17 protein-coding genes are annotated in these 23,984 nt (G+C 71.7%); 7 read left to right on the top strand and 10 right to left on the bottom strand.

What is annotated here, in order from left to right; genetic code table 11:
* From ACILRB_RS01845 to dapF, 3 genes are read right to left on the bottom strand one after another with little or no spacing between them, the layout of a single operon-like run.
* Positions 1-144, bottom strand: a complete 144-nt coding sequence (locus ACILRB_RS01845; RefSeq protein WP_395664600.1) for a histidine kinase — start codon at positions 142-144, stop codon at positions 1-3.
* Positions 144-1,457: a tRNA (N(6)-L-threonylcarbamoyladenosine(37)-C(2))-methylthiotransferase MtaB gene (mtaB, locus tag ACILRB_RS01850; protein WP_395664601.1), complete on the bottom strand. Its 1,314-nt coding sequence runs from the start codon at positions 1,455-1,457 to the stop codon at positions 144-146. Before mtaB ends, ACILRB_RS01845 begins: the two co-directional genes overlap by 1 nt.
* Positions 1,454-2,326, bottom strand: coding sequence for a diaminopimelate epimerase (gene dapF / locus ACILRB_RS01855; protein ID WP_395664602.1), 873 nt, complete (start codon positions 2,324-2,326; stop codon positions 1,454-1,456). Before dapF ends, mtaB begins: the two co-directional genes overlap by 4 nt.
* Positions 2,327-2,546: 220 nt before the next feature.
* On the opposite strand from dapF, the gene ACILRB_RS01860 reads away from it, so the two are divergent.
* From ACILRB_RS01860 to modA, 4 genes are all read left to right on the top strand, one after another.
* Positions 2,547-3,227, top strand: coding sequence for a GyrI-like domain-containing protein (locus ACILRB_RS01860; protein WP_395664603.1), 681 nt, complete (start codon positions 2,547-2,549; stop codon positions 3,225-3,227).
* A 170-nt stretch (positions 3,228-3,397) separates the two neighbouring features.
* Entirely contained in the window at positions 3,398-4,819 is a 1,422-nt protein-coding gene (locus ACILRB_RS01865; RefSeq protein WP_395664604.1) for a DegQ family serine endoprotease, read from the top strand.
* A gap of 28 nt (positions 4,820-4,847) precedes the next feature.
* Positions 4,848-6,278 carry a replication-associated recombination protein A gene (locus ACILRB_RS01870; RefSeq protein ID WP_395664605.1) on the top strand — a complete coding sequence of 477 codons (1,431 nt, stop codon included), beginning with the start codon at positions 4,848-4,850 and terminating at the stop codon, positions 6,276-6,278.
* Between the two features lie 115 nt (positions 6,279-6,393).
* The gene (gene modA / locus ACILRB_RS01875; RefSeq protein WP_395664606.1) at positions 6,394-7,194 is read left to right on the top strand and encodes a molybdate ABC transporter substrate-binding protein; all 801 of its coding nucleotides are present in this window, start codon (positions 6,394-6,396) and stop codon (positions 7,192-7,194) included.
* A 103-nt stretch (positions 7,195-7,297) separates the two neighbouring features.
* Here the strand turns inward: modA and ACILRB_RS01880 are convergent, their stop codons facing one another.
* Together ACILRB_RS01880 and ACILRB_RS01885 are read right to left on the bottom strand one after the other, a co-directional pair.
* A complete protein-coding gene (locus ACILRB_RS01880) occupies positions 7,298-9,850 on the bottom strand; it encodes an NF038132 family protein (protein WP_395664607.1) in 2,553 nt (850 codons plus the stop codon).
* 289 nt (positions 9,851-10,139) lie between these two features.
* Positions 10,140-11,852 carry a B12-binding domain-containing radical SAM protein gene (locus tag ACILRB_RS01885; protein WP_395664608.1) on the bottom strand — a complete coding sequence of 571 codons (1,713 nt, stop codon included), beginning with the start codon at positions 11,850-11,852 and terminating at the stop codon, positions 10,140-10,142.
* 252 nt (positions 11,853-12,104) lie between these two features.
* Here ACILRB_RS01885 and ACILRB_RS01890 point away from each other — a divergent pair, with 252 nt between their 5' ends.
* The 3 genes from ACILRB_RS01890 (at position 12,105) to ACILRB_RS01900 (ending at position 17,922) form a co-directional block, all read left to right on the top strand.
* Positions 12,105-13,757 carry an SUMF1/EgtB/PvdO family nonheme iron enzyme gene (locus ACILRB_RS01890; RefSeq protein WP_395664609.1) on the top strand — a complete coding sequence of 551 codons (1,653 nt, stop codon included), beginning with the start codon at positions 12,105-12,107 and terminating at the stop codon, positions 13,755-13,757.
* 62 nt (positions 13,758-13,819) lie between these two features.
* Positions 13,820-14,803 (top strand): efflux RND transporter periplasmic adaptor subunit, encoded by a 984-nt coding sequence (locus ACILRB_RS01895; protein WP_395664610.1) that lies wholly within the window; start codon positions 13,820-13,822, stop codon positions 14,801-14,803.
* Positions 14,803-17,922 carry an efflux RND transporter permease subunit gene (locus tag ACILRB_RS01900; protein ID WP_395664611.1) on the top strand — a complete coding sequence of 1,040 codons (3,120 nt, stop codon included), beginning with the start codon at positions 14,803-14,805 and terminating at the stop codon, positions 17,920-17,922. The genes ACILRB_RS01895 and ACILRB_RS01900 overlap by 1 nt, the downstream gene beginning before the upstream one ends.
* 21 nt (positions 17,923-17,943) lie before the next feature.
* Here the strand turns inward: ACILRB_RS01900 and ACILRB_RS01905 are convergent, their stop codons facing one another.
* The 5 genes from ACILRB_RS01905 to ACILRB_RS01925 form a co-directional block, all read right to left on the bottom strand.
* Positions 17,944-18,552, bottom strand: coding sequence for a hypothetical protein (locus ACILRB_RS01905; protein ID WP_395664612.1), 609 nt, complete (start codon positions 18,550-18,552; stop codon positions 17,944-17,946).
* A gap of 190 nt (positions 18,553-18,742) precedes the next feature.
* Positions 18,743-19,222 (bottom strand): hypothetical protein, encoded by a 480-nt coding sequence (locus tag ACILRB_RS01910; RefSeq protein ID WP_395664613.1) that lies wholly within the window; start codon positions 19,220-19,222, stop codon positions 18,743-18,745.
* 99 nt (positions 19,223-19,321) lie between these two features.
* Positions 19,322-20,272 (bottom strand): M91 family zinc metallopeptidase, encoded by a 951-nt coding sequence (locus ACILRB_RS01915; RefSeq protein ID WP_395664614.1) that lies wholly within the window; start codon positions 20,270-20,272, stop codon positions 19,322-19,324.
* Between the two features lie 37 nt (positions 20,273-20,309).
* Positions 20,310-21,479 (bottom strand): adenylate/guanylate cyclase domain-containing protein, encoded by a 1,170-nt coding sequence (locus ACILRB_RS01920; protein ID WP_395664615.1) that lies wholly within the window; start codon positions 21,477-21,479, stop codon positions 20,310-20,312.
* 16 nt (positions 21,480-21,495) lie between these two features.
* Positions 21,496-23,943, bottom strand: a complete 2,448-nt coding sequence (locus tag ACILRB_RS01925) for an ATP-binding protein (protein ID WP_395664616.1) — start codon at positions 23,941-23,943, stop codon at positions 21,496-21,498.
* Positions 23,944-23,984 lie beyond the last annotated feature (41 nt).

Here is a 23,984-nt window from a genome sequence, read left to right on the forward strand (position 1 = left end):
CTACCGGTTGAGCCGCTGCGGCGGGATCGTCTGCACGATCTCGCGCGGCTCGGGCTTCACCAGAACGACCAGCGCATACATGCCGGCGAAGGCGAGGCCCGCCAGAACCGCGACGACCGCGAGGAAGCGCAGAAGCGTCGGCATCAGCCTTCCCTTCCGCCGGCCGCGCCGAACGTCTCGCCTGAAACCGTCTCGCCCGAAAGCGTCTCGCCCGAAAGCGTCTCGCCCGAAAGCGCCTTGCCCTCGTCGCGCAGGGCCAGAAATTCGATCATGCGGCCGGGCGGCGCCCCGGGCGTGCGAAGAAGCGTGAAGTCGGCCGCCCGCGCATGGCCGCCGCGCTCGGCAAGCGCCGCAAAGCGGGTTCCGATCTTTTGCGCATGACGGCGCGCGAGCGCCTCCGCGCCTTTTTCGCGCAACCGCGCGGCGCGCGCCCTGGCTGCGGCCGGGTCGGTCTGCGGCATGCGCGCCGCGGGCGTCCCCTCGCGCGGGGAGAACGGAAAGACATGCAGGTAAGTCAGGCCGCAGTCCTCGACGAGCGCCAGCGTGTTGCAAAACTGCGCCTCGGTCTCGGTCGGAAAGCCGGCGATGAGGTCGGCGCCGAAGGCGATCTCGGGGCGCAGCCGGCGCAGCGCCGCGCAGAATTCGACCGCCTCGGCGCGCGAATGGCGCCGCTTCATGCGCTTTAAAATCAGGTCGTCGCCCGATTGCAGCGACAGATGCAGATGCGGCGCAAGCCGCTCCTCCTCGGCGAAGGCCGCGAACAGCTCGGCGTCGGCCTCGACGCAGTCGATCGACGAAAGCCGCAGGCGGTCGAGCCCCGGCGCGGCCCTGAGGATCGCCCGCGCGAGCCCGCCGAGCCGCAGCCCGCCGCAGTCATAGGAGGTGAGGTCCACGCCGGTCAGCACGATCTCGCGGAAGCCGCGCGCCGACAGTTTTCGCGCGGCGTCGAGGATTTCATCGGGCGGCGCCGAGCGCGACGGCCCGCGCGCATAGGGAATGACGCAGAAAGTGCAGCGATGGTCGCAGCCCGTCTGCACGGCGAGAAAGGCGCGGGTGTGGTCCTCGACGCCCTGCGCGAGCGGGAGCGGCGCGGCCGGCCGCTCCATCACGCCGGGCGCGGCGGCGTCGCGCCGCGACCAGACGACGGGGTCGGATTTGGCGGCGTTGCCGAGCACGCGCGCGACCTCGGGCATGGCGCGGAAACGGCCGGGCTCGACCTCGGCGGCGCAGCCCGTCACCACGATCTCGGCGCCGGGGTTTTCACGGGCGAGGCGGCGGATCGTCTGGCGCGCCTGCCGCGTCGCCTCGGCGGTGACGGCGCAGCTGTTGACGATGATCAGGTTTTCGCGCCCCGCCGCCAGCGCCGCGCGGCGCATCGCCTCGGATTCGACGAGATTCAGCCGGCAGCCGAAGCTTTCGACCCGCACGCCGAACGGCGTTTCGGCCGGCGCGCTCACGCCGCCTCGCCCTCGAACGTCGCGGCGTCGAGCACGGCCTCGAATTCGAATTCGACCGGGCCGGTCATGACCACGCAGTCATCCGCGCGCCACACGATCTCGAGCTCGCCGCCGGGCAGCGCCACGGTCGCGCGCCGGCCGGTGAGGCCGCGCCGCGCGGCGGCGACGAGCGTCGCGCAGGCGGCCGAGCCGCAGGCGAGCGTCAGTCCCGCGCCGCGCTCCCAGACCCTGAGCTCGACGCGCTCCGGCGACACGACTTTCGCGAGCGAAATATTGGCGCGCTGCGGAAACAGCGGGTCATGTTCGAGCTTCGGCCCGACCGCCGCAAGGTCATAGGGCGAAAAATCCGCCACGAAGAAGATCGCGTGCGGATTGCCCATGTTGACCACGGCGGGCCCGCTGAGCGGCGGCGCGCCCGCGACCTCGAGCGCGAGATCGACCGCGCGCGTGTCGGGCGCCGGCCGCGACAGCGGGATCTCGGCGGCCGCAAGGCGCGGTCGGCCCATCTCGACCGAAAAACGCGTCGGCCCGAGCCGCCGGCAGGCGAGCCGCCCGGCCGAGGTCTCGACCTCGACGGCGTCTTCTTCGGCGCCGCGCAGCAGCGCGAAGGCGACGCAGCGCGTGCCGTTGCCGCAGGCCGCCGACTGCGAGCCGTCGGCGTTGAAGATGGTCATGAACGCGGCCGCGCCCGGCGCGCGCGGGTCTTCGAGGACCATGAGCTGGTCATAGGAGAGGCGCGGCGCGGCGGCGAGGGCGCGCGCGTCCTGCGGCCGCACGCGAAGATTTGACCCGCGCAGGTCGAGAACGAGAATCTGGTTGCCGGCGCCGTTCATCTTCCGGCCGCGCCGGCCGGCGAGGGGTGACTGCATGGATCGTCTTGCTGGCGCGGGCGCGGGACGCGCCGCCGCGATGGAGAAAGCCGCTTCTGATATAGGAAAACCGCGCCGCCGCGGCCATCGTTTTATCGGCCGGCTCATCGGCGCGTGCGGCGGCGCCGCGACGCCGCTTGCGGGCGTGCGGGCGCCGGTTTAATCCGGTCTTGCCGGACGGCCGAGGGGCCGCGGGCTGCGAGCGGGGTCGGCCATGGTCATGTGCGGTCGGGTTCAACGGTTTCTTGCGCTGTCCCTTGTCGCCGCCGCGGCGCTGTTCGCAGGCCCTCATTTCGCGCCGACGACGGCGCTGGCCGCGGCCCAGGGCGAGCCGGCCGCGCCCGCTCCGCCCGCGGCGTCAAGCCCGCCCGCGGCGCTTCCCGCCGAGCCGGCCTCGCCCGACGCCGACGCGACGGCCCCGGGGGTGGCCGCCGACGCCGCCGTCGAGACCGTCGACGTGCCGCCCCGCCCGGTCGCGCTCATCGCCGGCGACGCCAAATGGGCCGAAGGGTTCCACGCCATCAGGGGCGCGATCGAAACGGTCAAGGCGGCGATCGCCGCGGCCGGGCTGAAGCAGGCCGGGCCGCCCTTCGCGGCCTTTCTGTCGACCGACGACGAGAGCTTCCATTTCGAGGCGATGGTGCCGCTCGCGGTCAAGCCCGAAGGCGTCAGCGACCTCAAGGACGGGGTCAAGCTCGGCTCCTCGCCCTATGGCCGCGCGATCAAGTTCATGCATCGCGGCGCCTATGACGACATCGACTCGACCTATGACCTCATCACCGCCTATCTCGACGAGAAGGGCCTCGATTCGCGCAATCTGTTCATCGAGGAATATCTGACGCCGACGACCGACCCCGACGACGCCGCGCTCGAGGCCGACATCTATGTGTTCCTGAAATAGCCCGCCTTGTTCGCGCCCGATTCAGCCGCAAAGCGGAAAGGCCGCGCCTTGCGGCCGCGCCGCCAGGGTCCCTATCGTCGGCAGTCGGGCCGGCCTCGGGCGCGCGGCCCCGGGCGCCGAACCGCCAATCTTCCGCGCCGCTCCCGCCGCGGCGCTCACGGAGCGACGTAATGAGCCATCTGCCCGCGGCGCGCGCCCTCGCCTTCGCCGCCGCCTGCGCCCTTCTTCCCGCCGCCCTTCTTCCCGTCGCCGCTGCGGCCGAGAGCGCCGCGCCCGCCCGCCCGCCGCAGTCGCCGGCCGAGCTGCGCCTGTCCTTCGCGCCCGTGGTCCGGAAGGCCCAGCCGGCGGTCGTCAACGTCTACGCCTCGCGCGTCGAGAAGCGTCCGCGCAACCGGCTGTTCGACGACCCGCTGTTCGAGCGCTTCTTCGGCGGCGGGCCGGGCGGCGGGGCGGCGCGCTCGCTCGGCTCCGGCGTGCTGGTCGACCCGTCGGGGCTCGTCGTCACCAATTATCACGTCATCGACAACATGACCGACGTGAAGGTGGCGCTCGCCGACAAGCGCGAATTCGACGCCGACATCGTGCTGCGCGACCAGCGCAGCGACCTCGCCGTGCTGCGCCTCAAGGGCGGCTCGCATTTCCCGGCGATCGAGCTTGGCGACTCCGACGCGATCGAGGTCGGCGACATCGTGCTCGCCATCGGCAACCCGTTCGGCGTCGGCCAGACGGTGACGCAGGGCATCGTCTCGGCGCTGGCGCGCACCCAGGCCGGCATTTCGGATTCGGGCTTCTTCATCCAGACCGACGCGGCGATCAATCCCGGCAATTCGGGCGGCGGCCTCGTCGACATGCAGGGCCGCCTCATCGGCGTCAATTCGGCGATCTTCTCGCAGACCGGCAGCTCGGTCGGCATCGGCTTCGCCATTCCCGTCAACATGGTCAAATCGGTGATCACCGCGGCCAAGACCGGGCAGAAGCTGCGCCGGCCCTGGCTCGGCGCGAGCCTGCAGGCGGTCTCGCCCGAGATCGCCGAGTCGCTCGGGCTCGACCGGCCCTCGGGCGCGCTCGTCGCCGAGGTGGTCAAGGGCGGGCCGGCCGACAAGGCGGGGCTGAAAAACGGCGATCTCATCATGGCCGTCGACGGGCGCCCCGTCGACACGCCGGAGTCTCTCGGCTACCGGCTGTCGTCGCGGCCGGTCGGCGAGACCGCCGCCCTGTCGCTGACCCGCTCCGGCAAGCCGATGACGCTGAAGCTCGACCTCGTTCCGGCGGCCGAGATTCCGCCGCGCGACACGGTGAAGCTGCGCGGCGGCTCGCCCTTCTCGGGCGCGACCGTGGTCAATCTCTCGCCCGCCGTGATCGAGGACATGGGGATCCAGGGCGCGAGCGAGGGCGTCGTCGTGACCGACGTCGAGGAGGGCTCGCCGGCGGCGGAGGTCAATTTCCAGAAGGGCGACCTTGTGCTCGGCGTCAACGGCACGCAGATCCACACCACCCGCGACCTCGAACGCGCCGCGGCCGGGCGGCGCGGCTACTGGAAGCTCGACATCGGCCGCGGCGGCGAGGTGATGACCACCGTGCTCGGCGGATGACCCTGCGGCCCGCCCAGGAAAGCCGCCGATGAGTGACCTCTTTTCCGCCGCGGGCCTCGACAAGTCGGCGCCCCATCCGCTCGCCGACCGGCTGCGCCCGACCGAGCTGTCGCAGGTCGTGGGCCAGGATCATCTCGTCGGGCCGCAGGGCGCGCTGACGCGCCGGCTCGCCTCGGGCTCGCTCGGCAGCCTGATCTTCTGGGGCCCGCCCGGCACCGGCAAGACCACGGTCGCGCGCCTGCTCGCGCATGAGACGAGCTACGCCTTCGTGCAGGTCTCGGCGATCTTCTCCGGCGTCGCCGACCTCAAGAAGCTGTTCGAGGAGGCGCGCGCGCGGCGAAAGATCGGCCAGGGCACGCTGTTGTTCGTGGACGAGATCCACCGCTTCAACCGCGCCCAGCAGGACAGTTTCCTGCCGCTGATGGAGGACGGCTCGATCACGCTCATTGGCGCGACCACCGAGAATCCGAGTTTCGAGCTCAACGCCGCGCTGCTCTCGCGCGCCAGCGTGCTGGTCTTCCGCGCGCTTGACGAAGCGGCGATCGAAAAGATGCTGGCGCGCGCCGAACAGGCCGAGGGGCGCGCCCTGCCGCTCGACGCCGCCGCCCGCGCCGCGCTTTTGCGCATGGCCGACGGCGACGGGCGCGCGGCGCTGACGCTCGCCGAGGAAGTCTGGCGCGCCGCCGCGCCGGGCGAAATCTTTTCCGCCGAAGCGCTCGCCGAGATCGTGCAGCGGCGCGCGCCGATCTACGACAAGGCGCAGGAGGGCCATTACAATCTGATCAGCGCGCTGCACAAGGCGGTGCGCGGCTCGGACCCCGACGCCGCGCTCTATTACCTTGCGCGCATGTTCGACGCCGGCGAGGACCCGCTGTTCCTGGCGCGGCGCGTGGTGCGCATGGCGGTCGAGGACATCGGCCTCGCCGACCCGCAGGCGCTCGTCGTCGCCAACGCCGCCAAGGACGCTTATGATTTTCTCGGCTCGCCCGAGGGGGAGCTCGCCATCGCGCAGGCGGTGATCTATGTCGCGACGGCGCCGAAGTCGAACGCCGCCTACAGGGCCTATGGCGCGGCGCGGCGGCTCGCCAAGGAGCATGGCTCGCTCATGCCGCCGAAAATCATCCTCAACGCGCCGACGAAGCTGATGAAGTCCGAGGGCTATGGCTCGGGCTATGTCTATGACCATGACGCGCCGGACGCCTTCTCGGGCCAGAACTACTGGCCCGACGCGCTCGGGCGCCAGAAGCTCTACGCGCCGACCCGGCGCGGCTTCGAGCGCGACCTGTCGGAGCGCCTCGCCTACTGGGCGCGGCTGCGGCGCGAGCGCGACGGCGGCGGGCCGGACGGCCCGGCGCAGGACGCCGGGCCGCAAGAGGCGCCGCAGCAGGAGGCGCCGCAGCGGGAGGCCGCGCCAAAAGCGCCCGCCCGCGCGCGAAAAGGCGGCGACGCCGGAAGCTGAGGCGAGCCCGGCCCGGGCGTTTCGCGCTTTCGGCGCGCCTGTTCATGCGATATCGTCGCGCATATATCTGGAATCGGCCGCCACGCGGCGCCCGATCGCGCCTCGGTGTTTCGTCATGCGTCATTTTTCGCGCCGCGCGGCGCTGTGTCTCGCCGGTCTCGCCGCCGTCGCCGCCTGGTCGGACGAAGCCGCCGCGCAATGGCGCCGCCGCGCGCAGCCGAAGCTTCACGTGCTCGCCGCCGCCAGCATGCAGACCGCGCTCGACGCCGTCGCCAGGTCGTGGACCGCGGGCGGCAGGCCGCGCCCCGTCATCATCTACGCCTCCTCCGCCGTGCACGCCCGCCAGATCGAGCATGGCGCGCCGGCCGACGTGTTCGTCTCAGCCGACGAAACCTGGGCCGACCATCTCGAAAAGGCCGGGCTGCTCGAGCCCGGCACGCGGCGCAATCTCGTCAAGAACGACCTTGTCCTGATCGCGCCGGCCGATTCGAAGGCCGAGATCAAAATCGAAAAAGGCTTCGACCTCGCCGGCGCGATCGGCGACGGGCGTCTCGCGGTCTGCACGATCGGCTCCTGTCCCGGCGGCGTCTATGCGCAGGAGGCTTTGACCAGCCTCGGCGTGTGGGACAAGGTCGAGCCGCGCCTCGCCCAGGCGAGCAATATTCGCGGCGCGCTCAACCTCGTGGCGCTCGGCGAAGCGCGGTTCGGCGTCGTCTATTTGACCGACGCCAACGCCGAGCGGCGCGTGCGCGTGGTCGGCGTGTTTCCGGCCTGGACGCACAGCCCGATTGTTTATCCCGTGGCGCTCGTGAAGGGCGCGCGCCGCCCCGAGGCCCAGGCTTTTCTCGATTATCTGTTCTCGCCCGCGGCGCAGGCCGCTTTCACCCGGGAAGGGTTCACGCTGATCGCCAAATGAACGGCGAAGCGGCTCGGCGAATGAGCGGCGCGCGGCGCTTGACGCTTCGGCCGCCGAAAGCGGCCAAAGCATTGGCGCGCGGCCGGCGGCCGGCGGGGTCGCCTCAGAACTGGTAGCGCATGCCGCCGACGACGCCATAGCCCTCGATGGTGCTCGAGAAGCGGTAGTCGCCGCGCACGAAGCCGAGCAGCCCGGTCTTGAGGATCTGGCCCGAGACGCCGAAGCCGACCTGGCCGAAGGTGCCGATGCGCGTCACGCTCAGCGGGATGGTCACGCCGTTCGACGAGAAATCGGTGTAGGTGTCGCCGGCGAACTCATGCCACACGCTGCCCGTCAGGAAGGGCTGCAGCGCGAGTTGCGCCTGGTCGAACACATAGGTCGTGCCGACGCGCACGCCGACGCGGCCGAGCGCGCTCTCGAACGGGTTGAACTGGAGCGTGCCGACGGCGCCGGGCCCGAGCGGCACGGGCAAATCGTCGACATAAAGCTTCGAATAGATGAAGGCGAGCGAAGGTTCGAAGAAATAATTGTTCGGCAGGTCGATGCGGTAGCCGAGCGAGCCGTTGACGCCGAGCGCGCCGCCGCTGGTCGAGGCGCCCGAGAGATTGGCGAGCGGCGTGTTGAGGCTGAGGTTCAGGAAATCCTTGCGGATCTGCACGTCGGCGAAGAAATTGTGCCCGGTGACCGCGGCGTAGAGGCCGACGAAGGGCACCGTCGCATAGCCGTTCGAGCTCGGCCCGATCAGGTTGAAGGTGCGGATGCCGACCTGGCCGGCGGTCACGCCGAGATGCGTGTTCCAGCCGCTGTTCTGGATGTTGGCGACGCCGAGGTCGACGCCGGTCTGGAAGCCGTCGAAGTCGGCGCGCACCTCGGAGAGGCTCGAAGCCGCGCCGTTCGGGTTGAACGCCGTCGCGGTCGAGGTGACGTCGTTGCGGCCGTTGGCGACGCGGATCCAGGGGCCGCCGTTCCAGCGGTTGGGCTCCGGGTCGACCGGCTCCGAGATGAAGGCGCTGGCGTTCTGGAAGAAGCCCGTGTTGAGCGCCGAAAGCATGGCGTCGATGCCGGACGGCGCGGCCGAGGCGGCCGAGGTGTTCAGCGTCGAGATCAGGTTGAAGGTGTTGCCCGACTGCTCGATCTCGTAATTGACGATGCCCGGATTGTTGCCGACGAGAAGGCTCGCGCCGGGCGCGACGTTCGCCGCCGAGACGACCGGGATCGGCGTCGCGATCAGGCCGGCCGCGCCGATCGAGTTCAGCTGCAGCGTGGTCGAGCCGCTGAAGGTCCCGACCTTGAGCAGGTCGGCGCGCTGGCCCGCGCCGTTGACGTTGACGTCGATCGCGAAGGCGCCGCCCTGGCCGACATAGTTGGCCGGGCTGAACACGTCGGTGGTCTTGTTGTTGACGAGGCTCAGCACGCCCGCGTTCTGGAAGGTTCCGATGGTCCCGCCGAGCGCGCCGGGCGCCGAGAACACGCCCGTGTTCTGGAACAGCGGCGTCGTCACCGAGCCGCCGGCGATGAACAGCCCCGCGTTGACGATGGCGTTCGAGGCCGTCAGCGTTCCGAGGTTCGAGACGGTCCCCGAGTTGGCGACGTCGGCGACGTTGACGACGCCGCTCACGGCGGTCTCGAAGGCGCCCGCGTTGTTGATCGAGCTCGCATTGCTGATCGAGCCCGAGACGATCAGCGTCGCGCCCGCGGCGATGTTGGTCGCGCCGGTATAGGTGTTCGCGCTGGCGAAGGTCACCGACCCGCCGGCGCCCGTGTTGACGATGTTGATCCCGCCGGGCGTTCCCGCGACCGCGTCGACGAAGGGGCTCGCGAAGATCGAGGTGGAGCCGAACTGGTCGATCGTGTTGGTGCCGGAATTGTCGAGCGTGAAGGTCAGCGCGTAGAGGCCGGTCTTCTGGTCCATGCGCAGCGTGCCGCCCTGGAAGATCGGGTTCAGCGTGGAGCCGAGCGCGCTGGCGAGATGGAACGGCGCCGAAAGGTCGATGTTCTGGCCTTCGATCGGCTTGTCGTTGATCTGCAGCCCGGCGAAGGCGAGGCCGGACTGATAGGCCGTGTCCGACCAGTTGGTGACGCCGAAGACAAGCACGTAATTGCCCGAGCCGATGATCTCGTAGATCGAGTTCACCCAGCCGGTGTAGCCGCAGCCCGCCGCATAACAGGTGTTCGAGGAGGAGCCGAGCTGCTCCCAGGCGGGCGCGCCGGGAATGATCGGCACCGAGGGCGGCGTCAGCGTCGCCGTCACGCCCGGCAGGCCGAAGCCCGGCACGATGGTGCCGGTCGGCTGCGTGCGCGCGGTGAACAGCGTGGTCACGACGTCGCCCGAGGCGGTGCGCAGCTGCGCCCACGAATAGTCGGCGAAGCCCGAACCGTCCGAAGTCACGTAGTTGAAGTCGAATTTCAGCAGGTCGCCGGCCTTGGCGGCGAAAGCGGCCGACGAGAAGGTCGAGCCGTTGGAGCCGCCGACGCCCGGCAGGGAGCCCGCGCCCGAGACGCCGTTGAAGGTCGAGACGTAATTGTAGTTCGGCGTCGTCGTGGCGTTGGGCGGCGTGGTCACGACGCCGTTCGGGGCGGCCTCGCCGCAGTTGCCGACGCAGATCTGGGCCGCGGCCGGGCTCGCCGCCGAAAGCGCGCCCGCCGCGAGAAACACGGCGGCGAACTCCGACCGGAAGCCTGAGGACAATAGGCGCGGAAAATCGCGGCGCGGCGACGCGGCCTTCCGGCCGGCCGGCTTCGGCGTCAACAGCGTCCTGACCATCTCGCGGCTCCGCAACTTGTCCGCAAAAGTCTTAAGCCGCACGAGGATGTGATGGCAATCGCGCCGCTCACGCCGCAGTTGCGGGATAAAATCCCACAAGTCGCCGGGCAGCCATGAGCGCCGTCCGCTCCCCATGAAAATACAATCGGTTAACCACCCCGGCCGGCGCCGGCGTCGAACGCTACGAAAGCGTCGCGTTCCTGGCGAAGACGCTTTTCCCGACCTCTGTTGCCGGCGCGACACAGGCCTCGGCGGCGGGCGCGTCGCGCCGTTTCGTGGAGTAATGCGAGGCGGCCCCGCGCCCGCTCGCCGCGTCGCGGGCGAACAGGATGAGATGATGCGCGATGAGCCCGGTCGAGACGATCGGCTCGATCCGCCGTTCGCGCAGGCGGCGCAGCGCGAAACGCCAGAAGACGCGCCTGTAGTCGCCGCGCAGGCCGACGCGCCACAAAAGCCGCGCCAGCACGACGAGGCCGAAGCCGACGGCGCGCGGCGAGAGGCGCTGGCGGCTCCAGGGGCGCGGCAGGCGGTTCGGCCGCGTCGCCCGCGTCTGGCGCTCGAACCGGGCGTAGAGCGCCTCGGGGGCGTAGGCCCGCGCCATGGCGTCGCGCCACATGGCGAGCGTCTCGTCATAGGGCGCCTTGAACACGACGTTCGATTCGCGCGCCGGGTCCTCGTCGATCCGCCCCTCGCGCGCGAGCCGCTCCCACAGCGGCGTCTTGGGCAGCGCCTGCAACAAATTCATGGTGGCGAAGGGCACGCCGGCCGCCTCGATGAAGGCGAGGATGCGTTCGCCCGTGTCCGGGCGGTCGGTGTCGAGCCCCATGATCACGCCGCAGACCACCTCCATGCCATGGGCGTTGATGGCGGCCACCGCGTCGAGGATCGGCACGGCCATGTTGTGGCTCTTCTGGATCGCCTTCAGGGCCTCGGGCTCGGGCGTCTCGAGGCCGCAGAAGATGGTGTCGAAGCCCGCCTCGCGCATCAGCTTTAAAATGTCGGGCGAGCGGGCGATGTTGAGCGTCGCCTCGCAGGCGAAGCTGACGGCGTAGCCGTTGCGCCGCTGCCAGTCGATGAGATGCGGCAGCAGCGCCAGCAGGGCCTTGCGGTCGCCGACGAGGTTGTCGTCGACGAAATAGACCGTGCCGATCACGCCCTCGGCCAGCAGCGCGTCGAGCTCGGCGAGGAGCTGGCCCGGGCTCTTGAGGCGCGGGACGCGCCCGTAAAGCCCCGGAATGTCGCAGAATTCGCACATATAGGGGCAGCCGCTCGAAAACTGCACATTGCTCAGAAAATAGCTGCGCATCGCGGCGAGGCGATAGGCCGGGACCGGAAACTCCGACATGGGGCGGCGCGCGACCGTCGTGAACGCGACCTGCGCCGCGGGCCGCGCGACGTCGCGCGCGAGGCGCCCGATCAGCGCGTCGGTCGCGTCGCCGAGTTCGCCGACATGCAGATAGTCGAAGTCGGGATAAAGCTCGGGCGCGGCCGAGACCGAGGGGCCGCCGAGCGCCGCGGGCTTTCCGGCGGCGTGGGCGCGCGCGCAGATGTCGTGCAGCTCGCGCTTCTGGATATGCATGCCCGAGGCGAACACCGCGTCGGCCCAGTCGAAATCGGCGGGCGACGCCGCCTCCACGTTCTCGTCGAAGAAGCGCACCTCCCATTCGGGCGGCAGCGCCGCGGCGACGAGCAGCAGACCCTGCGGCGGCATGAAGCCCGTCACGCCCGGGGCCAGCGGCCGCGCATATTCGAAGGTCGCGAAAGACGGCGCGTAGCGCGGAAAAACGCACAGGATCCTGCGTCTGGCGCGCGGCGCGGCGTCGAAATCGGGGTCGGCGCGGGTCAAGGGCGGCGTCCTCCAGGAACTGCGTCGTCTTTCGTCGCGCGGGGACATGCGGGCGTCCCCGCCGCCCGCCCGGCGGGAACGCCCGCGGGAGCAAGACGCCCAGCAGGAACGAGGATCAGGGCGAAGATAAGGGCGTGCGCCGCCGCCGCCAAGCGCGGCCGCACGCCCCTGCTTGTCGCCCCTGCTTGTCGCCCCTGCTTGTCGCCCCTGCCCGGCGCCCGCGCCGGCATTGCGTTCCGCCGGATTCGTGCGACCTTCCCGCTGAGCTTTCCGCCTCCGGCGATTCGTCGGCGTCCGCCCATGCGCGCGTTCCTCCTGCTTCTCGGCCTTCTCGCGGCCTTCCCCCCCGTCGGCGGGGAGCCTCTCGCCGCGGCCGAAGCCTCGCGCGCAAACGTCTGGCGCGCAAACGTCTGGAGCGCGAACGTCTGGAGCGCCGAAGCCCGGCCCGCCGAAGCCCGGCCCGCCGAGAAGGCGCGCGGGGGCGAGGCGCTGCTCGTCGCGGAATCGGGCTACGGCGGCGGGGCGCTCGGCCCTGCGCCCGGCGCCGGCGCGCGGCTCCTTGCGCGTGAGCTTGACCGGCTCGGCTTCGCGACGCGCGTCGAGACCGACCTCGACGCCGCCGCCCTGCGCCGCGCGCTCTCGGGCTTCGCCGGGCGGATCCGGCCGGGCGCGCCGGCGCTCCTGTTCTTTTCGGGCTACGCCGTCACCGCCAGGGGCGCGGTCGTGCTCGTTCCGCTCGGCGCCCGCATCTGGACCGAGGCGGACGCGCGCGCGCAAGGGGTCACGCTCGACGAGGCGCTCGCCGCCATGGACAAGGCCGGGGCCGCGCAAAAGATCGTGATCCTCGACGCCTCGCGCCGAAACCCGTTCGAGCGCCGCTTCCGCAGCTTCTCGGCCGGGCTGACGGGCTTCGACCCGCCGCCGGGGACGCTGCTCCTGTCGGCCGCGGGCGACGGCGAGATCGTCGCCGACGCCGCGCCGGGCGACGGGCCGGCCGGCCTGTTCGTCTCGGAGCTCGTCAAGGAGCTGCGTGCGCCCGATTCGAGCCTCGACGACGCCTTCGCGCGCACGCGGCTCGGGGTCGCGCGCGCGAGCGGCGGGCGCGAGACGCCGGCGTTCCGCTCGACGCTCGACGCGCCGCTGTTCCTGTCCGCGGCGCAGATGGGGCCGCTCGCCTCGCCGATCGTGCATGAGGACAATCCGGCGACGCTCGACGCGGGCCGCTTCGGCCCGCCCGAGGGGCTGCGGCCCGGCGTCGCCTTCCGCGACTGCGCCGACTGCCCGAGCCTCGTCATCGCGCCGGCCGGCGAATTCCTGATGGGGTCCGAAGAGTTCGCGGCCGAGCGCCCGGTCCATGCGGTCAGGATCGCGCGGCCCTTCGCCATCGGCCGCTTCGAGACGACGCTCGGCCAGTGGGCCGCCTGCGTCGCCGACGGCGGCTGCGGCGGGCGCAGGCTCGGCGACGGCCCGAAGGACGCGCCGGCGGCGGGCCTGAGCCGGACCGACGCCGAAGCCTATCTCGCCTGGCTCTCGAAAAAGGCCGGCGCGCGCTACCGCCTGCCGAGCGAGGCCGAATGGGAATATGCCGCGCGCGCCGGATCGACGACGAAATTCTGGTGGGGCGACGAGCCGGGGACCGGGCAGGCCAACTGCCGCGGCTGCGGCGGGCCGGGCCGCCCGACCGTGGTCGGCGCCTTTCCGGCGAATCCGTTCGGCCTTTACGACGTCGCCGGCAATGTCGCCGAATGGGTCGCCGACTGCTGGCGCGACTCCTACGCCGCCGCCCCGGCCGACGGCGCGCCGGCGCTTGTCAGGGGCTGCCGCCTCGGCGTCGCGCGCGGCGGCGCCTTCGACGCCGGCCCCCGTTTCGTGCGGTCCGCCTCCCGCCTTCCGGCCGATCAGGAGCTGCGCTATTATGCCAACGGCTTTCGCGTCGCGCGCGACCTCTATTGACCCCGCCCCGCGCCGGGCGAAGGCCGCCCGCCCGCACCCGCCTCTCCCGCCCGCGACGATCCATGCGCCCTGACTCCAAGACCCGCCGCCTCGCGCTCGCCGCGCTCTGCCTCGCGCCGGCGCTCGGCCTCGCGCCGGCGGCCGCCGACGACGCGCCGCGCGAGGGCGCCGGGCGCGCCGGGGAAAACGCGAGGCAGGGCGTCCCGGTCGAGGTGGCGCAGGCGTCGGCCGGCTGCTTCTCCGAAGCGATCCGCCTTGGCGCCTATCTCCAGCCGCGCGCCGACGCCGTGGTCGTCGCGACGCTCGACGCCTACCAGGTCGCCGAAGTGTTCGCGCGCGAGGGCGACGCCGTGGCCGAGGGCCAGCCGCTGGCGCGGCTGCAGCGCGTCGAGGGGCCAAACCCCTATCCGCCGGGCATGGGCCCGCCGGCCGCGGGCCCGCCGCTGCCGGCCTCGATCGTGCTGCGCGCGCCCGCCGCCGGGACGATCATCGAGACGCGGGCCGGCGTCGGCGCGACCTCGCTGCCGCAGACGCCGCTGTTTCGCATCGCCGTCGACGGCCTGATCGAGGCCATGGTCCAGGTTCCGAGCGTGCATCTTGGCGTGCTGAAGCCCGAGCAGCCGGCCGTGGTCGTGCTCGAGGACGGGCGCGAGCTCGAAGGCCGCGTGCGCCGCATCGGCGGCGCGGTCGACCCCAAGACCCAGATGGGCGAGGCGCGCGTCGCCTTCGCGCGTGACCCTGCGGCCCATGTCGGCCGGCTGGCGCGGGTCAGGATCGAGGCCCGCCAGAGCTGCGGCGTGGCCATTCCGGGCTCGGCGATCTTTTACTCCAACGAAGGCCCGAGCGCGCAGATCGTGCGCGGCCGCGTGGTCGAGACGGCGCGGGTGCGGCCCGGCCTGCGCGCCGGCGCCGACGTCGAGATCCGCGAGGGGCTGCGCGCCGGCGACCTCGTGGTGCTCAACGCCGGCGGCTCGCTGCGCGACGGCGACGTCGTCTCGCCCATCCTCAAGGCGGAGCCAAGGGCCGCCGCGCCGGAGCGCAACTGATGGCGGTCAACGTCTCGGCCTATTCGATCCGCAATCCGCTGCCCGCGGTGGTGCTGGCGCTGGTCCTGCTCGCGCTCGGCCTGACGAGCTTCATGCGGCTGCCGATCACCCTGCTGCCCAACGTCGACCAGCCGATCGTGACCATCGCGGTGGCGCAGTTCGGCTCGGCCCCGGCCGAGCTCGAAACCCAGGTGACGCGCCCCGTCGAGGACGCCGTCGCCGGCGTCGAGGGGGTGCGGCACGTCATCAGCCAGGTGAGCGACGGGGTCTCCGTCACCACGGTGACGCTGGCGCTCGGCGTCGACGTCGACCATGCGCTGAACGACGTCAAGGACGCGGTGACGCGCATCCGCGGCTTCCTGCCGCGCAACATCTCCGAGCCGCTGATCCGCCAGGTCGGCGTGGTCGGCGCGAGCATCCTGACCTACGCCGCGCTCGCGCCCGGCAAGACGCCGGAGCAGCTCTCCAATTTCGTCGACGACGTGGTCAGGCCGCGCCTGCAGGAGACGCGCGGCGTCGGCCATGTCGAGCGCGTCGGCGGCGTCGACCGCGAGATTCTCGTCTCGCTCGACCCGGCGCGGCTCAACGCCTTCGGCCTCACCGCCTTCGACGTGTCGCGGCGGCTGCGCGGCTTCAACCTCGACCTCGCCGGCGGGCGCGCCGAGCTTGGCGGCCAGACGCAGGCGATCCGCACCATCGCCGGCGCGCGCACGCTCGACGAGCTCGCCGGCCTCGTCATCGCCCTGCCGCGCGGCGGCGCGGCGCGGCTCGACGAACTCGGCCTCGTCACCGACACGGTGGCCGAGCCCGCGGCCTTCGCCCGGCTCGACGGCGAGCCGATCGTCGCCTTCTCGATCCAGCGCTCGAAGGGCGCGAGCGACGTCTCGGTCGCGGCCGAGGTCGAGAAGAAAGTGGCCGAGCTCGTCGCCGCCAATCCGGGCGTCGAGCTGAAGCTGATCGACTCCTCGGTCGCCTATACGCTCGGCAATTATCATTCGGCGATGAGCACGCTGTTTGAGGGCGCGATCCTCGCCGTGGTCGTGGTGTTCGTGTTCCTGCGCGACTGGCGCGCGACGATCATCGCCGCCGTCGCCCTGCCGCTGTCGATCATCCCGGCCTTCTTCGTGATGGACGCGCTGGGCTTCACGCTGAACCTCGTGAGCCTGCTCGCGATCACGCTCGCCACCGGCATTCTGGTCGACGACGCCATCGTCGAGATCGAGAACATCGTCCGCCACATCCGCATGGGCAAGACGCCGTTCCAGGCGGCGATCGACGCCGCCGACGAGATCGGCCTCGCCGTCGTCGCGATCAGCCTGACGATCGTCGCGGTGTTCGCGCCGGTCAGCTTCATGAACAACATCGCCGGGCAGTATTTCAAGCAGTTCGGCCTCACCGTCTCGGCCGAGGTGCTGTTCTCGCTGCTCGCCGCGCGGCTGATCACGCCGATGCTCGCGGCCTATTTCCTGACCTCCCACGGCCACGCCGAGGACCGCGAGGGCCCGCTCGTCTCGCGCTACGCCGGCCTCGTCGCCTGGTCGGTCGAGCGGCGCTATCTCACCGTCGCCGTCGGCTTCGTGCTGTTCGCGCTGTCGATCCTGTCGGTCAGGCTGATCGGCACCGACTTCCAGCCGACGCAGGACGCCGGCCGCTCGCATCTCGCGATCGAGCTGCCCTCGGGCTCGACGCTGGCCGACACGGAGGCGCTCGCCGACCTCGTCCAGAAGCGGCTGCGCGCGCGGCCCGAGATCGCCCATGTGTTCGTCGACGGCGGGCGCATTCCGCCCGCGACGCGCGACGTGCGCAAGGCCTCGATCACCGTCAATTACGTGCCGCGCGGGGCGCGCTCGAAATCGGTGCGCGCGCTCGAGGACGAGATCGCGGCCGAGCTCGCCGGCGTGCCCGACGTCCGCGCCTGGTTCGTCGACGACTACGGCCAGCGCCCGGTCTCGCTGATCGTCACCGGGCCCGACGCCGTCACCGTCTCGACCTACGCCGCCGAGCTCGCCGCCGAAATGAGCCGCATCCCCGCGCTCGCCAACGTCATCGCGGCGACCTCGCTCGAGCGGCCCGAGCTTCTGGTCAAGCCCGACCGCGAGGTCGCGGCGCGGCTCGGCGTCTCGACCGAGGGGCTGTCCGAGACGCTGCGCGTCGCGACCATCGGCGACGTCGGCCCGGCGCTGTCCCAGTTCAACGTCGACGGGCGCCAGATCCCGATCCGGGCCAAGCTCGACGCCGAGGCGCGCTCGCAGAAAGACATGCTCGAGGCGATCGGCGTCTCGACCGGGGCCGGGCCGGTGCTGCCGCTCGCCGCGATCGCCTCGGTCGAGCTCGGCCAGGGCGAAGCCGCGATCTCGCGCTTCGACCGCCAGCGCCAGGCGCAGATCCAGTCGGCGCTGGCCCCGGGCGCGACGCTCTCCGACGCCGAGGCGGCGATCTGGGCGCTGCCGCTGATGCAGAACCCGCCGCAGGGCGTGCGCGTCGGCAAGTCGGGCGACGCCGAGGCCATGGCCGAGCTGATGTCGGGCTTCTCGGAGGCCATGCGCAACGGCCTCATCATGGTCTACGCCGTGCTCGTGGTGCTGTTCGCGAGCTTTTTGCAGCCGATCACCATCCTGTTCTCGCTGCCGCTCTCGATCGGCGGCGCGATCCTCGCGCTGCTCATCACGCAGCGGCCGATCTCGATGCCGGTGATCATCGGCATCCTGATGCTGATGGGCATCGTCACCAAGAACGCGATCATGCTGGTCGACTTCTCGATCGAGGCGATGCGCGAGGGCATGGCGCGCACGCGCGCCATCGTCGAGGCCGGCAAGAAGCGCGCGCGGCCGATCGTCATGACGACCATCGCCATGGTCGCCGGCATGGCCCCGAGCGCGCTCGGGATCGGCGCCGGCGGCGAGTTCCGCTCGCCCATGGCGATCGCCGTGATCGGCGGGCTGATCGTCTCGACCGTGCTGTCGCTGCTGTTCGTGCCGGCCTTCTTCGCCATGATGGACGACGCCGGCAAGGGCGTGTTTTCGCTGTGGCGCCGCTACGCCGGCGGCGCGCGGGACAAAAACGCGCGGGAGCCGGGCCAGACCTTCATGAAAAAGCCCGCGGACGAGCCGCGGGCGTGACCGGCTCGGGCGGCCCCGGCCTCACCAGAGGCCGGGCCCGGCGTAGAACGGCGAGGAGGTCCAGCCGCCGTCCTGCCCGTACCAGCCCGCGAAGAAGGGCGTGCCGACGCCGTCGATCGGGTTCATCACGCCATAGCGATAGGGCGCATTGCCGACGACGCCGTAATAATTGGCGCGCAGCGCGTCCGACATCATGGCGAAGCGCACCGGATTGCTCCAGCGCGGCGCCCGCTCCCCGCGCGCGGCGTAGCGGGCCGCCCCGGCGCGGACGCCGGCCGGAAGCGCGTAAAAACCGAGCCCGGAGCCGGGCGCGCCGACGAGCGGCGCAAAGCCGGTTCTCCGCCCCGGCCCATAGTCGAGCCGGCCGCCGGCGCGGGCGACGCTGCGCCCTTCGGCGATGCGGCCGCGCCGCGCCGCGACCCGCGCCTGCGGCGCGACGGATTTCTGCGCGCGCGCCTGCGCGGCGCGGGGCGCGGCCTCGGCGCGCGAAGCCAGCGCGTCCGAAACCGTCAGCGCGCCCGTCGCCGCGGCGGCGAGGGCGAAAGCGAAGATCGAAGGTCTTGAGACGACCCGCAGGCTGGAGGCTGGATGGCTGGACGCTGGATGGCTGGACGCTGGATGGCTGGACATGGGTCCGCTCCCTTGAGGGCGCGCCGCCTGGGGCGGCCGCCCTTTCGTCTACATACATGGAGCGTGCGCCGCGCCGGTTCCAGACCCGGATACGGCGCAGGCGCGCCGGGCGACGAACGTCGCGGCGCAAAAAAGCCCGCGGCGGGCGCGGGCTTCGCTTCGTGCGGACCGGATTAAAGCGCGCCGGCGCTCACCAGCCGTCGAAGGGCAGGTCGGGCGAGCCCGCGCCCGGGGCCGACATATTGCCGCCGCCCGTGGCGTAATAGCCCCCGAAAAAGGGCGTTCCCACGCCGTCGTTGGCGTTGAACACGCCCTGCCGCGCGCCGCTCATGGGACCTGCCGGCACGAAGTTCGCGTCGTCGACCGCGCCGGCCGTTTCGGCGTAGCGCACGGCGTTGTTGCGATAGGTCGCCGGCGGCGGGCCGGGCGGCAGATAGCTTTGCGCGCCCGGCGAGCTGCCATGGCCGCCGACGGTGGCGAGGGCGCCTTTCGCGCCGCCCGGCAGCGCATAGAAGCCATAGCCGGATTCAGGGTCGCCCTGCAGCGTCTGATAGCCCGAGCTCGGGCCATAGGAGACGCGGCCGCGCCCCTGCGCCGCCGCCGGCGCGCAGACGGCGAGCGCGCCCGCCGCCGCTCCGGCCAGAGCCAAACCCGCCATGCGCAGCCTCATCCGACCCTCCGCCGCGGCCGATCCCGATCCTCGATCGAAACTCGCGCCCGCCCGAGGCGCAATAGCGCGGAACGGCCGCAAAATCCAGCGCCTCTCGCCTCACCCCCCGAGCATGGCCCCGGCGAGGGCGCGGCCGGCGCGCAGCTCGGCCTCATGCTCGCGCACCGGGTTGAAGCGCGCCGGCACGGCGGCGAGATCGTCGTAAAATTCGCGCTGCGTCGTCTTCAGCCGGCGCATCAGCTCGCGCGGGCTCGGCGTCAGGCGCTGGTCGTTGTCGAGGAATTTTTCGGGCCGCCGCAGCGGCTCGTCGTCGTGGCCGCCGAGCAGGCCCGCGAGGTTGCGCTCCGACATATAGATGTTGGTCACGACGATCGCGACATATTCCTCGAAATTGTCATAATCCCGGTAGTCGTCGCCCGGCGCGTTCGGCTCCTGCAGGCCGCGCGCCTGTCGCGCCGCGTGGACGAGCTCGTGAAAGATCACGACGTCCGGCTGGTCGGCGTCGGCCTTCGAGTTCGCCGCGCGGCCCGGCCCCCACAATTGCGGCGTGTAGCGGATCAGCGAATTGGTCCCGCGCCCGGTCCCGACGCGGCGCCGGCCGCCGGACCTGAAGCGCACGCCGCGCGCCGCGGCGTTGACCGTGTCGTCGACGCCGGAGCGCACGCTCGCGCGCGGGATCGCGTCGGCGTTGAGCGGATCGTCGATGTTCCAGTTGGGGACGAAGCGCGCGACATGGCGCGAGCGGCCGATCTCGGCCAGCACGGCGCGCCCCGCCGCCGCGCGCGGCAGCGGCTCGAACTGCCGCGCGAGCCGGGAGCGGAAATCGGCCGCGTCGCGCCGGTAGCGGTGGACGAGCAGGCGGAAGGCGCGGTCGTCGAGCGTCTGGTCGAGCCATTCCATCCAGTCGCCCATCGGCCAGAACGGCGCGGCGACGGCCGGAAAGCGCGGATCGACCGGCGTGTCGGGCGGCTCGACGAGATCGCCCGTCTCGTCGATCGTGGCGTGGCGCTCGATATAGTCGTCGATCCGCCAGCGCGGCCACATGCCCATCGCCGCCTCCCTTCAGCGCCCGGTCGCGCGAAAAATCTCAGCCGGCCGACCGCGTCGGCGCGGCGTCCTCGGCAAGGCCCAGGATCTGATAGGCCTCGATCGGGCGGCGGAACCCCTTGAGCGTCATCGGTTCGAGCGCGCGGGCGAGGAACAGCCCCTCGTCGAGAGCGTGATAGGCGCGCGCGGCGATGACGATCTCGCCCGACTTCGCTTCATCGCACAGGCGCGAGGCGAGGTTTGTGACGCTTCCCACAGCGGAATAGTCGAAACGGCGCTCGAAGCCGATGCGCCCCAGTGTGGCGTAGCCGCTGGCGACGCCGATGCCGAAGCCGAGCTCATGGCCGAGCTTGCGCCAGACCTTGGCGCGCGCGGCGATCGCCTCCATCATGTCGAGCGCCATGCGCACGGCGCGCTCGGTGTGCTTTTCGCAGGGCAGCGGATCGTTGAACAGGATCAGCATGCCGTCGCCGGCGAAGCGCTCGAGCGTCGCCTCATAGCGGTCGATCAGCGCGCCGAGCGTCTCGTGGTAATCCTTCAGCACGCGCATCACCTCCTCGGGCTCGGCGAGCTCGGTGAAGGCGGTGAAGCCGCGCAGGTCGCAAAACAGCACGCTGACCTCGCGGCGGTGGCTTTCAAGCAGGCCCTTCGCCTCGTCGCTCGCGGCGATGAGGTCGGCGATCTGCGGCGAGAGAAAGCGCTTGAGCCGCCCCATGCGCTCGATCTCGCCGACCTGGTCGACGACGCGCCGCTCGAGCGTGGCGTTGAAGGCCGCGAGCTCGCGCGTCTGCTCGGCGAGCTTGCGCGCCTGCGTCTGGGTCAGGTCGTGCAGGCTCTTGATGCGCAACATCGAGCGGACCCGGGCGACGAGCGCCGCCTGGTCGAAGGGCTTGGTCAGATAGTCGTCGGCGCCGGCGTCGAGCCCGGCCACGACGTCGGTGCGGTCGGCCTTGGCGGTCAGCAGGATCACCGGAATGAAGCCGAGGCTGTCGTCGCGCTTCAGCTCCCGGAGCACGGCGACGCCGTCGAGCTTCGGCATCATGATGTCGAGCAGGATGAGGTCCGGCAGCTCCGAGCGCGCTTTGGCGAGGCCCTCCTCGCCGTCGCCTGCGGTGATGATGCGGTAGCCATGCGCCGCGAGCCGCACGACCACGATCTCGAGGTTTTCAGGCACGTCGTCGACGGCGAGGATCAGCGGCGGATCATGCATGTGCGTTCAGGCTTTCTCAGGCCGCCGCCTTCTGGCGCTCGACGCGGATGGGAATGAGGATGGTGAAGCGCGCGCCCTCGCCGAGCTGCGAGGCGACCGAGATCGAGCCGCCGTGCATGTCGATGAAGCGCTTCGAGATCGAGAGGCCGAGGCCGGTGCCGCCCTTGAGCCGCGTCGCCGTGTTGTCGCCCTGCTGGAACGCCTCGAAGATGCGCGCCTGGTCCTGCGGCGCGACGCCCGGCCCGGTGTCGGCGACGACGATCTCGAACAGGGCGTCGAGCGTGCGCGCGCTGATCTTCACCGAGCCCACGTCGGTGAACTTGATGGCGTTCGAGAGGATGTTGATCAGCACCTGCGTCAGCCGGCGCTCGTCGCCGCGCCCGAGCGGCATGTCGTCCTCGATCTCCTGCTCGAACGCGAGCCCCTTGCCCTTGGCCAGCGAAAAGGTGGTGCCGACCGCCTGCTCGACCACGGCGCGCAGCGAATAGTCGTCGAGCGCGAGCGCGAGCTCGCCGGCCTCGAGCTTCGACAGGTCGAGCACGTCGTTGATCAGCCCGAGAAGATGCGCGCCCGAGCTCTCGACGCGCTCGAGCACCGGCCGCGCACGCTCGGGCAGCTCGCCGTAGAGCCCGTCGCGCAGCAGCTCGGCGTAGCCGAGGATGGCGTTGAGCGGGGTGCGCAGCTCATGGCTCATGTTGGCGAAGAAGCGCGACTTGTGCTCGCTCGCGAGCGCCAGCTGGCGCCCGTTCTCCTCGACCGCGCGGAACAGGCGCGCGTTGCGCATGGCGAGCACGGCCTGATGCGCGAAGGTCTGCATCAGGCTGATCTTGTTCGCCGCGAAGACGCGCGGCCTGAGGCTTTCGACGACGAGCGCGCCGAGCGCGCCGTCATGCGCCACGAGCGGCACCACAAGGGCCGAGCGGAAGCCCGCGGCGAGCGTCGCCGCGCGCAGCGGAAAGCCGGGGCAGTCGGCGATGTCGGCGACCTCGACGGTGCGGCCGTGCTCGGCGACCTCGCCGAGCAGCCCGTCGAGCCGGGTCAGATGCACCTCGCGCATGGCGGCGACGAAGGAGGGGTCGAGCCCGTGCGCCTCGGCGAGATGGAAGGCGCAGCGCTCGCGGTCGAAGGCGTAGAGCGCGCCGCCGTCGGCCTCGGCGAGCTCGACGGCCCGGGTCAGCGCGGTCTTGAGCACCAGCTTGAGGTCGAGCGAGGCGGCGAGCGCGCGGCCGATCTCCTCGAGGGCGCGCAATTCGCGCACCGAGCGGGCGAGATCCTGGGTGCGGTCCTCGACCTTCTGTTCGAGCCGCGCGTAGAATTCGCGCAGCTGCGCCGCCATCCGGTTGAACTCGTCGGCGAGCATCTCGATCTCGTCGCCGGTGCGCACCTCGATCGCCTGGCCGAAGTCGCCCGAGGCGAGCCGCGCCGCGCCCTGCTGCACGGCGTGCAGCGGCGCCGTCATGCGCCGCGCGAGCAGCACCGCGGCGCCGACGCAGAGCGCGAGGCCGAGCGCGAACAGCCACAACAGGCGCAGCAGCAGGCCGCCGACCGGCTTCAGCGCGTCGGACGCCGGCTGCTCCACGAACACGCGCCAGCCGGTATAGGGCGTCACGGCGACCGCCGAGAGCACGGAGGCGCCGTCGGGCGTCTCGCCGGCCTCGACCGGCGCGTCGCGGAGCGCGGCGCGCACCTGCGGCAGCGCCGGATAGCCTTTCGCGCGGGCGAGCATCGCCGCCTCGGTGTGGGCGATGAGCAGGCCGTCCTGCGTCGTCACATAGATCGAGAGGTCCGGCGTCGCCTGCGCCCTCGCGCGCACGGCGCGCAGCGCGTCGGTCAAAAAGTCGAGATCGACCTCGGCCACGGTGAAGCCGCCGTCGCGGCCGGCGTGGGCCATGGCCACCTGCATGCGCGGCGCGCCCTCGGCCGGAAAGGAGACCGGGCCGAACCAGGCGGCGTCGGGCCGCGTCTCGCGCAGCGCGGCGGTGAGCTTCCAGTCGTCGCCCGAAAAGGTCGCGCCGGCGCGGGTGAGCGTCGCCGTCTCCTTGCCGGCGCGGTCGATCTGGGCGATCTCGACGATCGCCGGGACGGCGGCGAGAATGCGGCGGTAGTCTTCGAGCCGGCGGTCGGGCGCCGACGCGCTGGCCCGCGTCGCCCAGCTGATCTGGCGCTCGATCTCGCCCATGAACTGGCCGATGCGCCGCGCCGTCATGTCGGCCTTCTCGGCGTCGGCGCGCAGGATGGCGCCGCGCGCGTCGCGATAGGTGATCCAGACGTCGACCACGCCGCTGATGGTCAGCACGAAGGCGACGAGGCCGACGAAATAGGCGATATATTTGCCGGACAGGCTGCGCCGGCGGAAGTCGGACGCCGCGCCGGCGGGCGCGCGTCCCCCGGCCCGCGCGCGCGCCGGCCCGGGGGAAGTGTTTTGCGCAGGCGTCGCCGGCACGCTCGTCATGTCGCGCGTCATTCCCCTTCGCGGCCCGCCCCGCCCCGCCCATGGGCGTGGAG

Source organism: Methylocella sp., assembly GCF_044226135.1.
Classification (GTDB): domain Bacteria; phylum Pseudomonadota; class Alphaproteobacteria; order Rhizobiales; family Beijerinckiaceae; genus Methylocapsa.

Bases quoted from the DNA above. Each gene is read 5' to 3' on its own strand.
- ACILRB_RS01845 (WP_395664600.1), bottom strand. From the start codon at position 144: ATGCCGACGCTTCTGCGCTTCCTCGCGGTCGTCGCGGTTCTGGCGGGC.
- dapF (WP_395664602.1), bottom strand. From the start codon at position 2,326: ATGCAGTCACCCCTCGCCGGCCGGCGCGGCCGGAAGATGAACGGCGCC.
- ACILRB_RS01860 (WP_395664603.1), top strand. From the start codon at position 2,547: ATGTGCGGTCGGGTTCAACGGTTTCTTGCGCTGTCCCTTGTCGCCGCC.
- ACILRB_RS01865 (WP_395664604.1), top strand. From the start codon at position 3,398: ATGAGCCATCTGCCCGCGGCGCGCGCCCTCGCCTTCGCCGCCGCCTGC.
- ACILRB_RS01870 (WP_395664605.1), top strand. From the start codon at position 4,848: ATGAGTGACCTCTTTTCCGCCGCGGGCCTCGACAAGTCGGCGCCCCAT.
- modA (WP_395664606.1), top strand. From the start codon at position 6,394: ATGCGTCATTTTTCGCGCCGCGCGGCGCTGTGTCTCGCCGGTCTCGCC.
- ACILRB_RS01885 (WP_395664608.1), bottom strand. From the start codon at position 11,852: ATGTCCCCGCGCGACGAAAGACGACGCAGTTCCTGGAGGACGCCGCCC.
- ACILRB_RS01890 (WP_395664609.1), top strand. From the start codon at position 12,105: ATGCGCGCGTTCCTCCTGCTTCTCGGCCTTCTCGCGGCCTTCCCCCCC.
- ACILRB_RS01895 (WP_395664610.1), top strand. From the start codon at position 13,820: ATGCGCCCTGACTCCAAGACCCGCCGCCTCGCGCTCGCCGCGCTCTGC.
- ACILRB_RS01900 (WP_395664611.1), top strand. From the start codon at position 14,803: ATGGCGGTCAACGTCTCGGCCTATTCGATCCGCAATCCGCTGCCCGCG.
- ACILRB_RS01905 (WP_395664612.1), bottom strand. From the start codon at position 18,552: ATGTCCAGCCATCCAGCGTCCAGCCATCCAGCGTCCAGCCATCCAGCC.
- ACILRB_RS01910 (WP_395664613.1), bottom strand. From the start codon at position 19,222: ATGAGGCTGCGCATGGCGGGTTTGGCTCTGGCCGGAGCGGCGGCGGGC.
- ACILRB_RS01915 (WP_395664614.1), bottom strand. From the start codon at position 20,272: ATGGGCATGTGGCCGCGCTGGCGGATCGACGACTATATCGAGCGCCAC.
- ACILRB_RS01920 (WP_395664615.1), bottom strand. From the start codon at position 21,479: ATGCATGATCCGCCGCTGATCCTCGCCGTCGACGACGTGCCTGAAAAC.
- ACILRB_RS01925 (WP_395664616.1), bottom strand. From the start codon at position 23,943: ATGACGCGCGACATGACGAGCGTGCCGGCGACGCCTGCGCAAAACACT.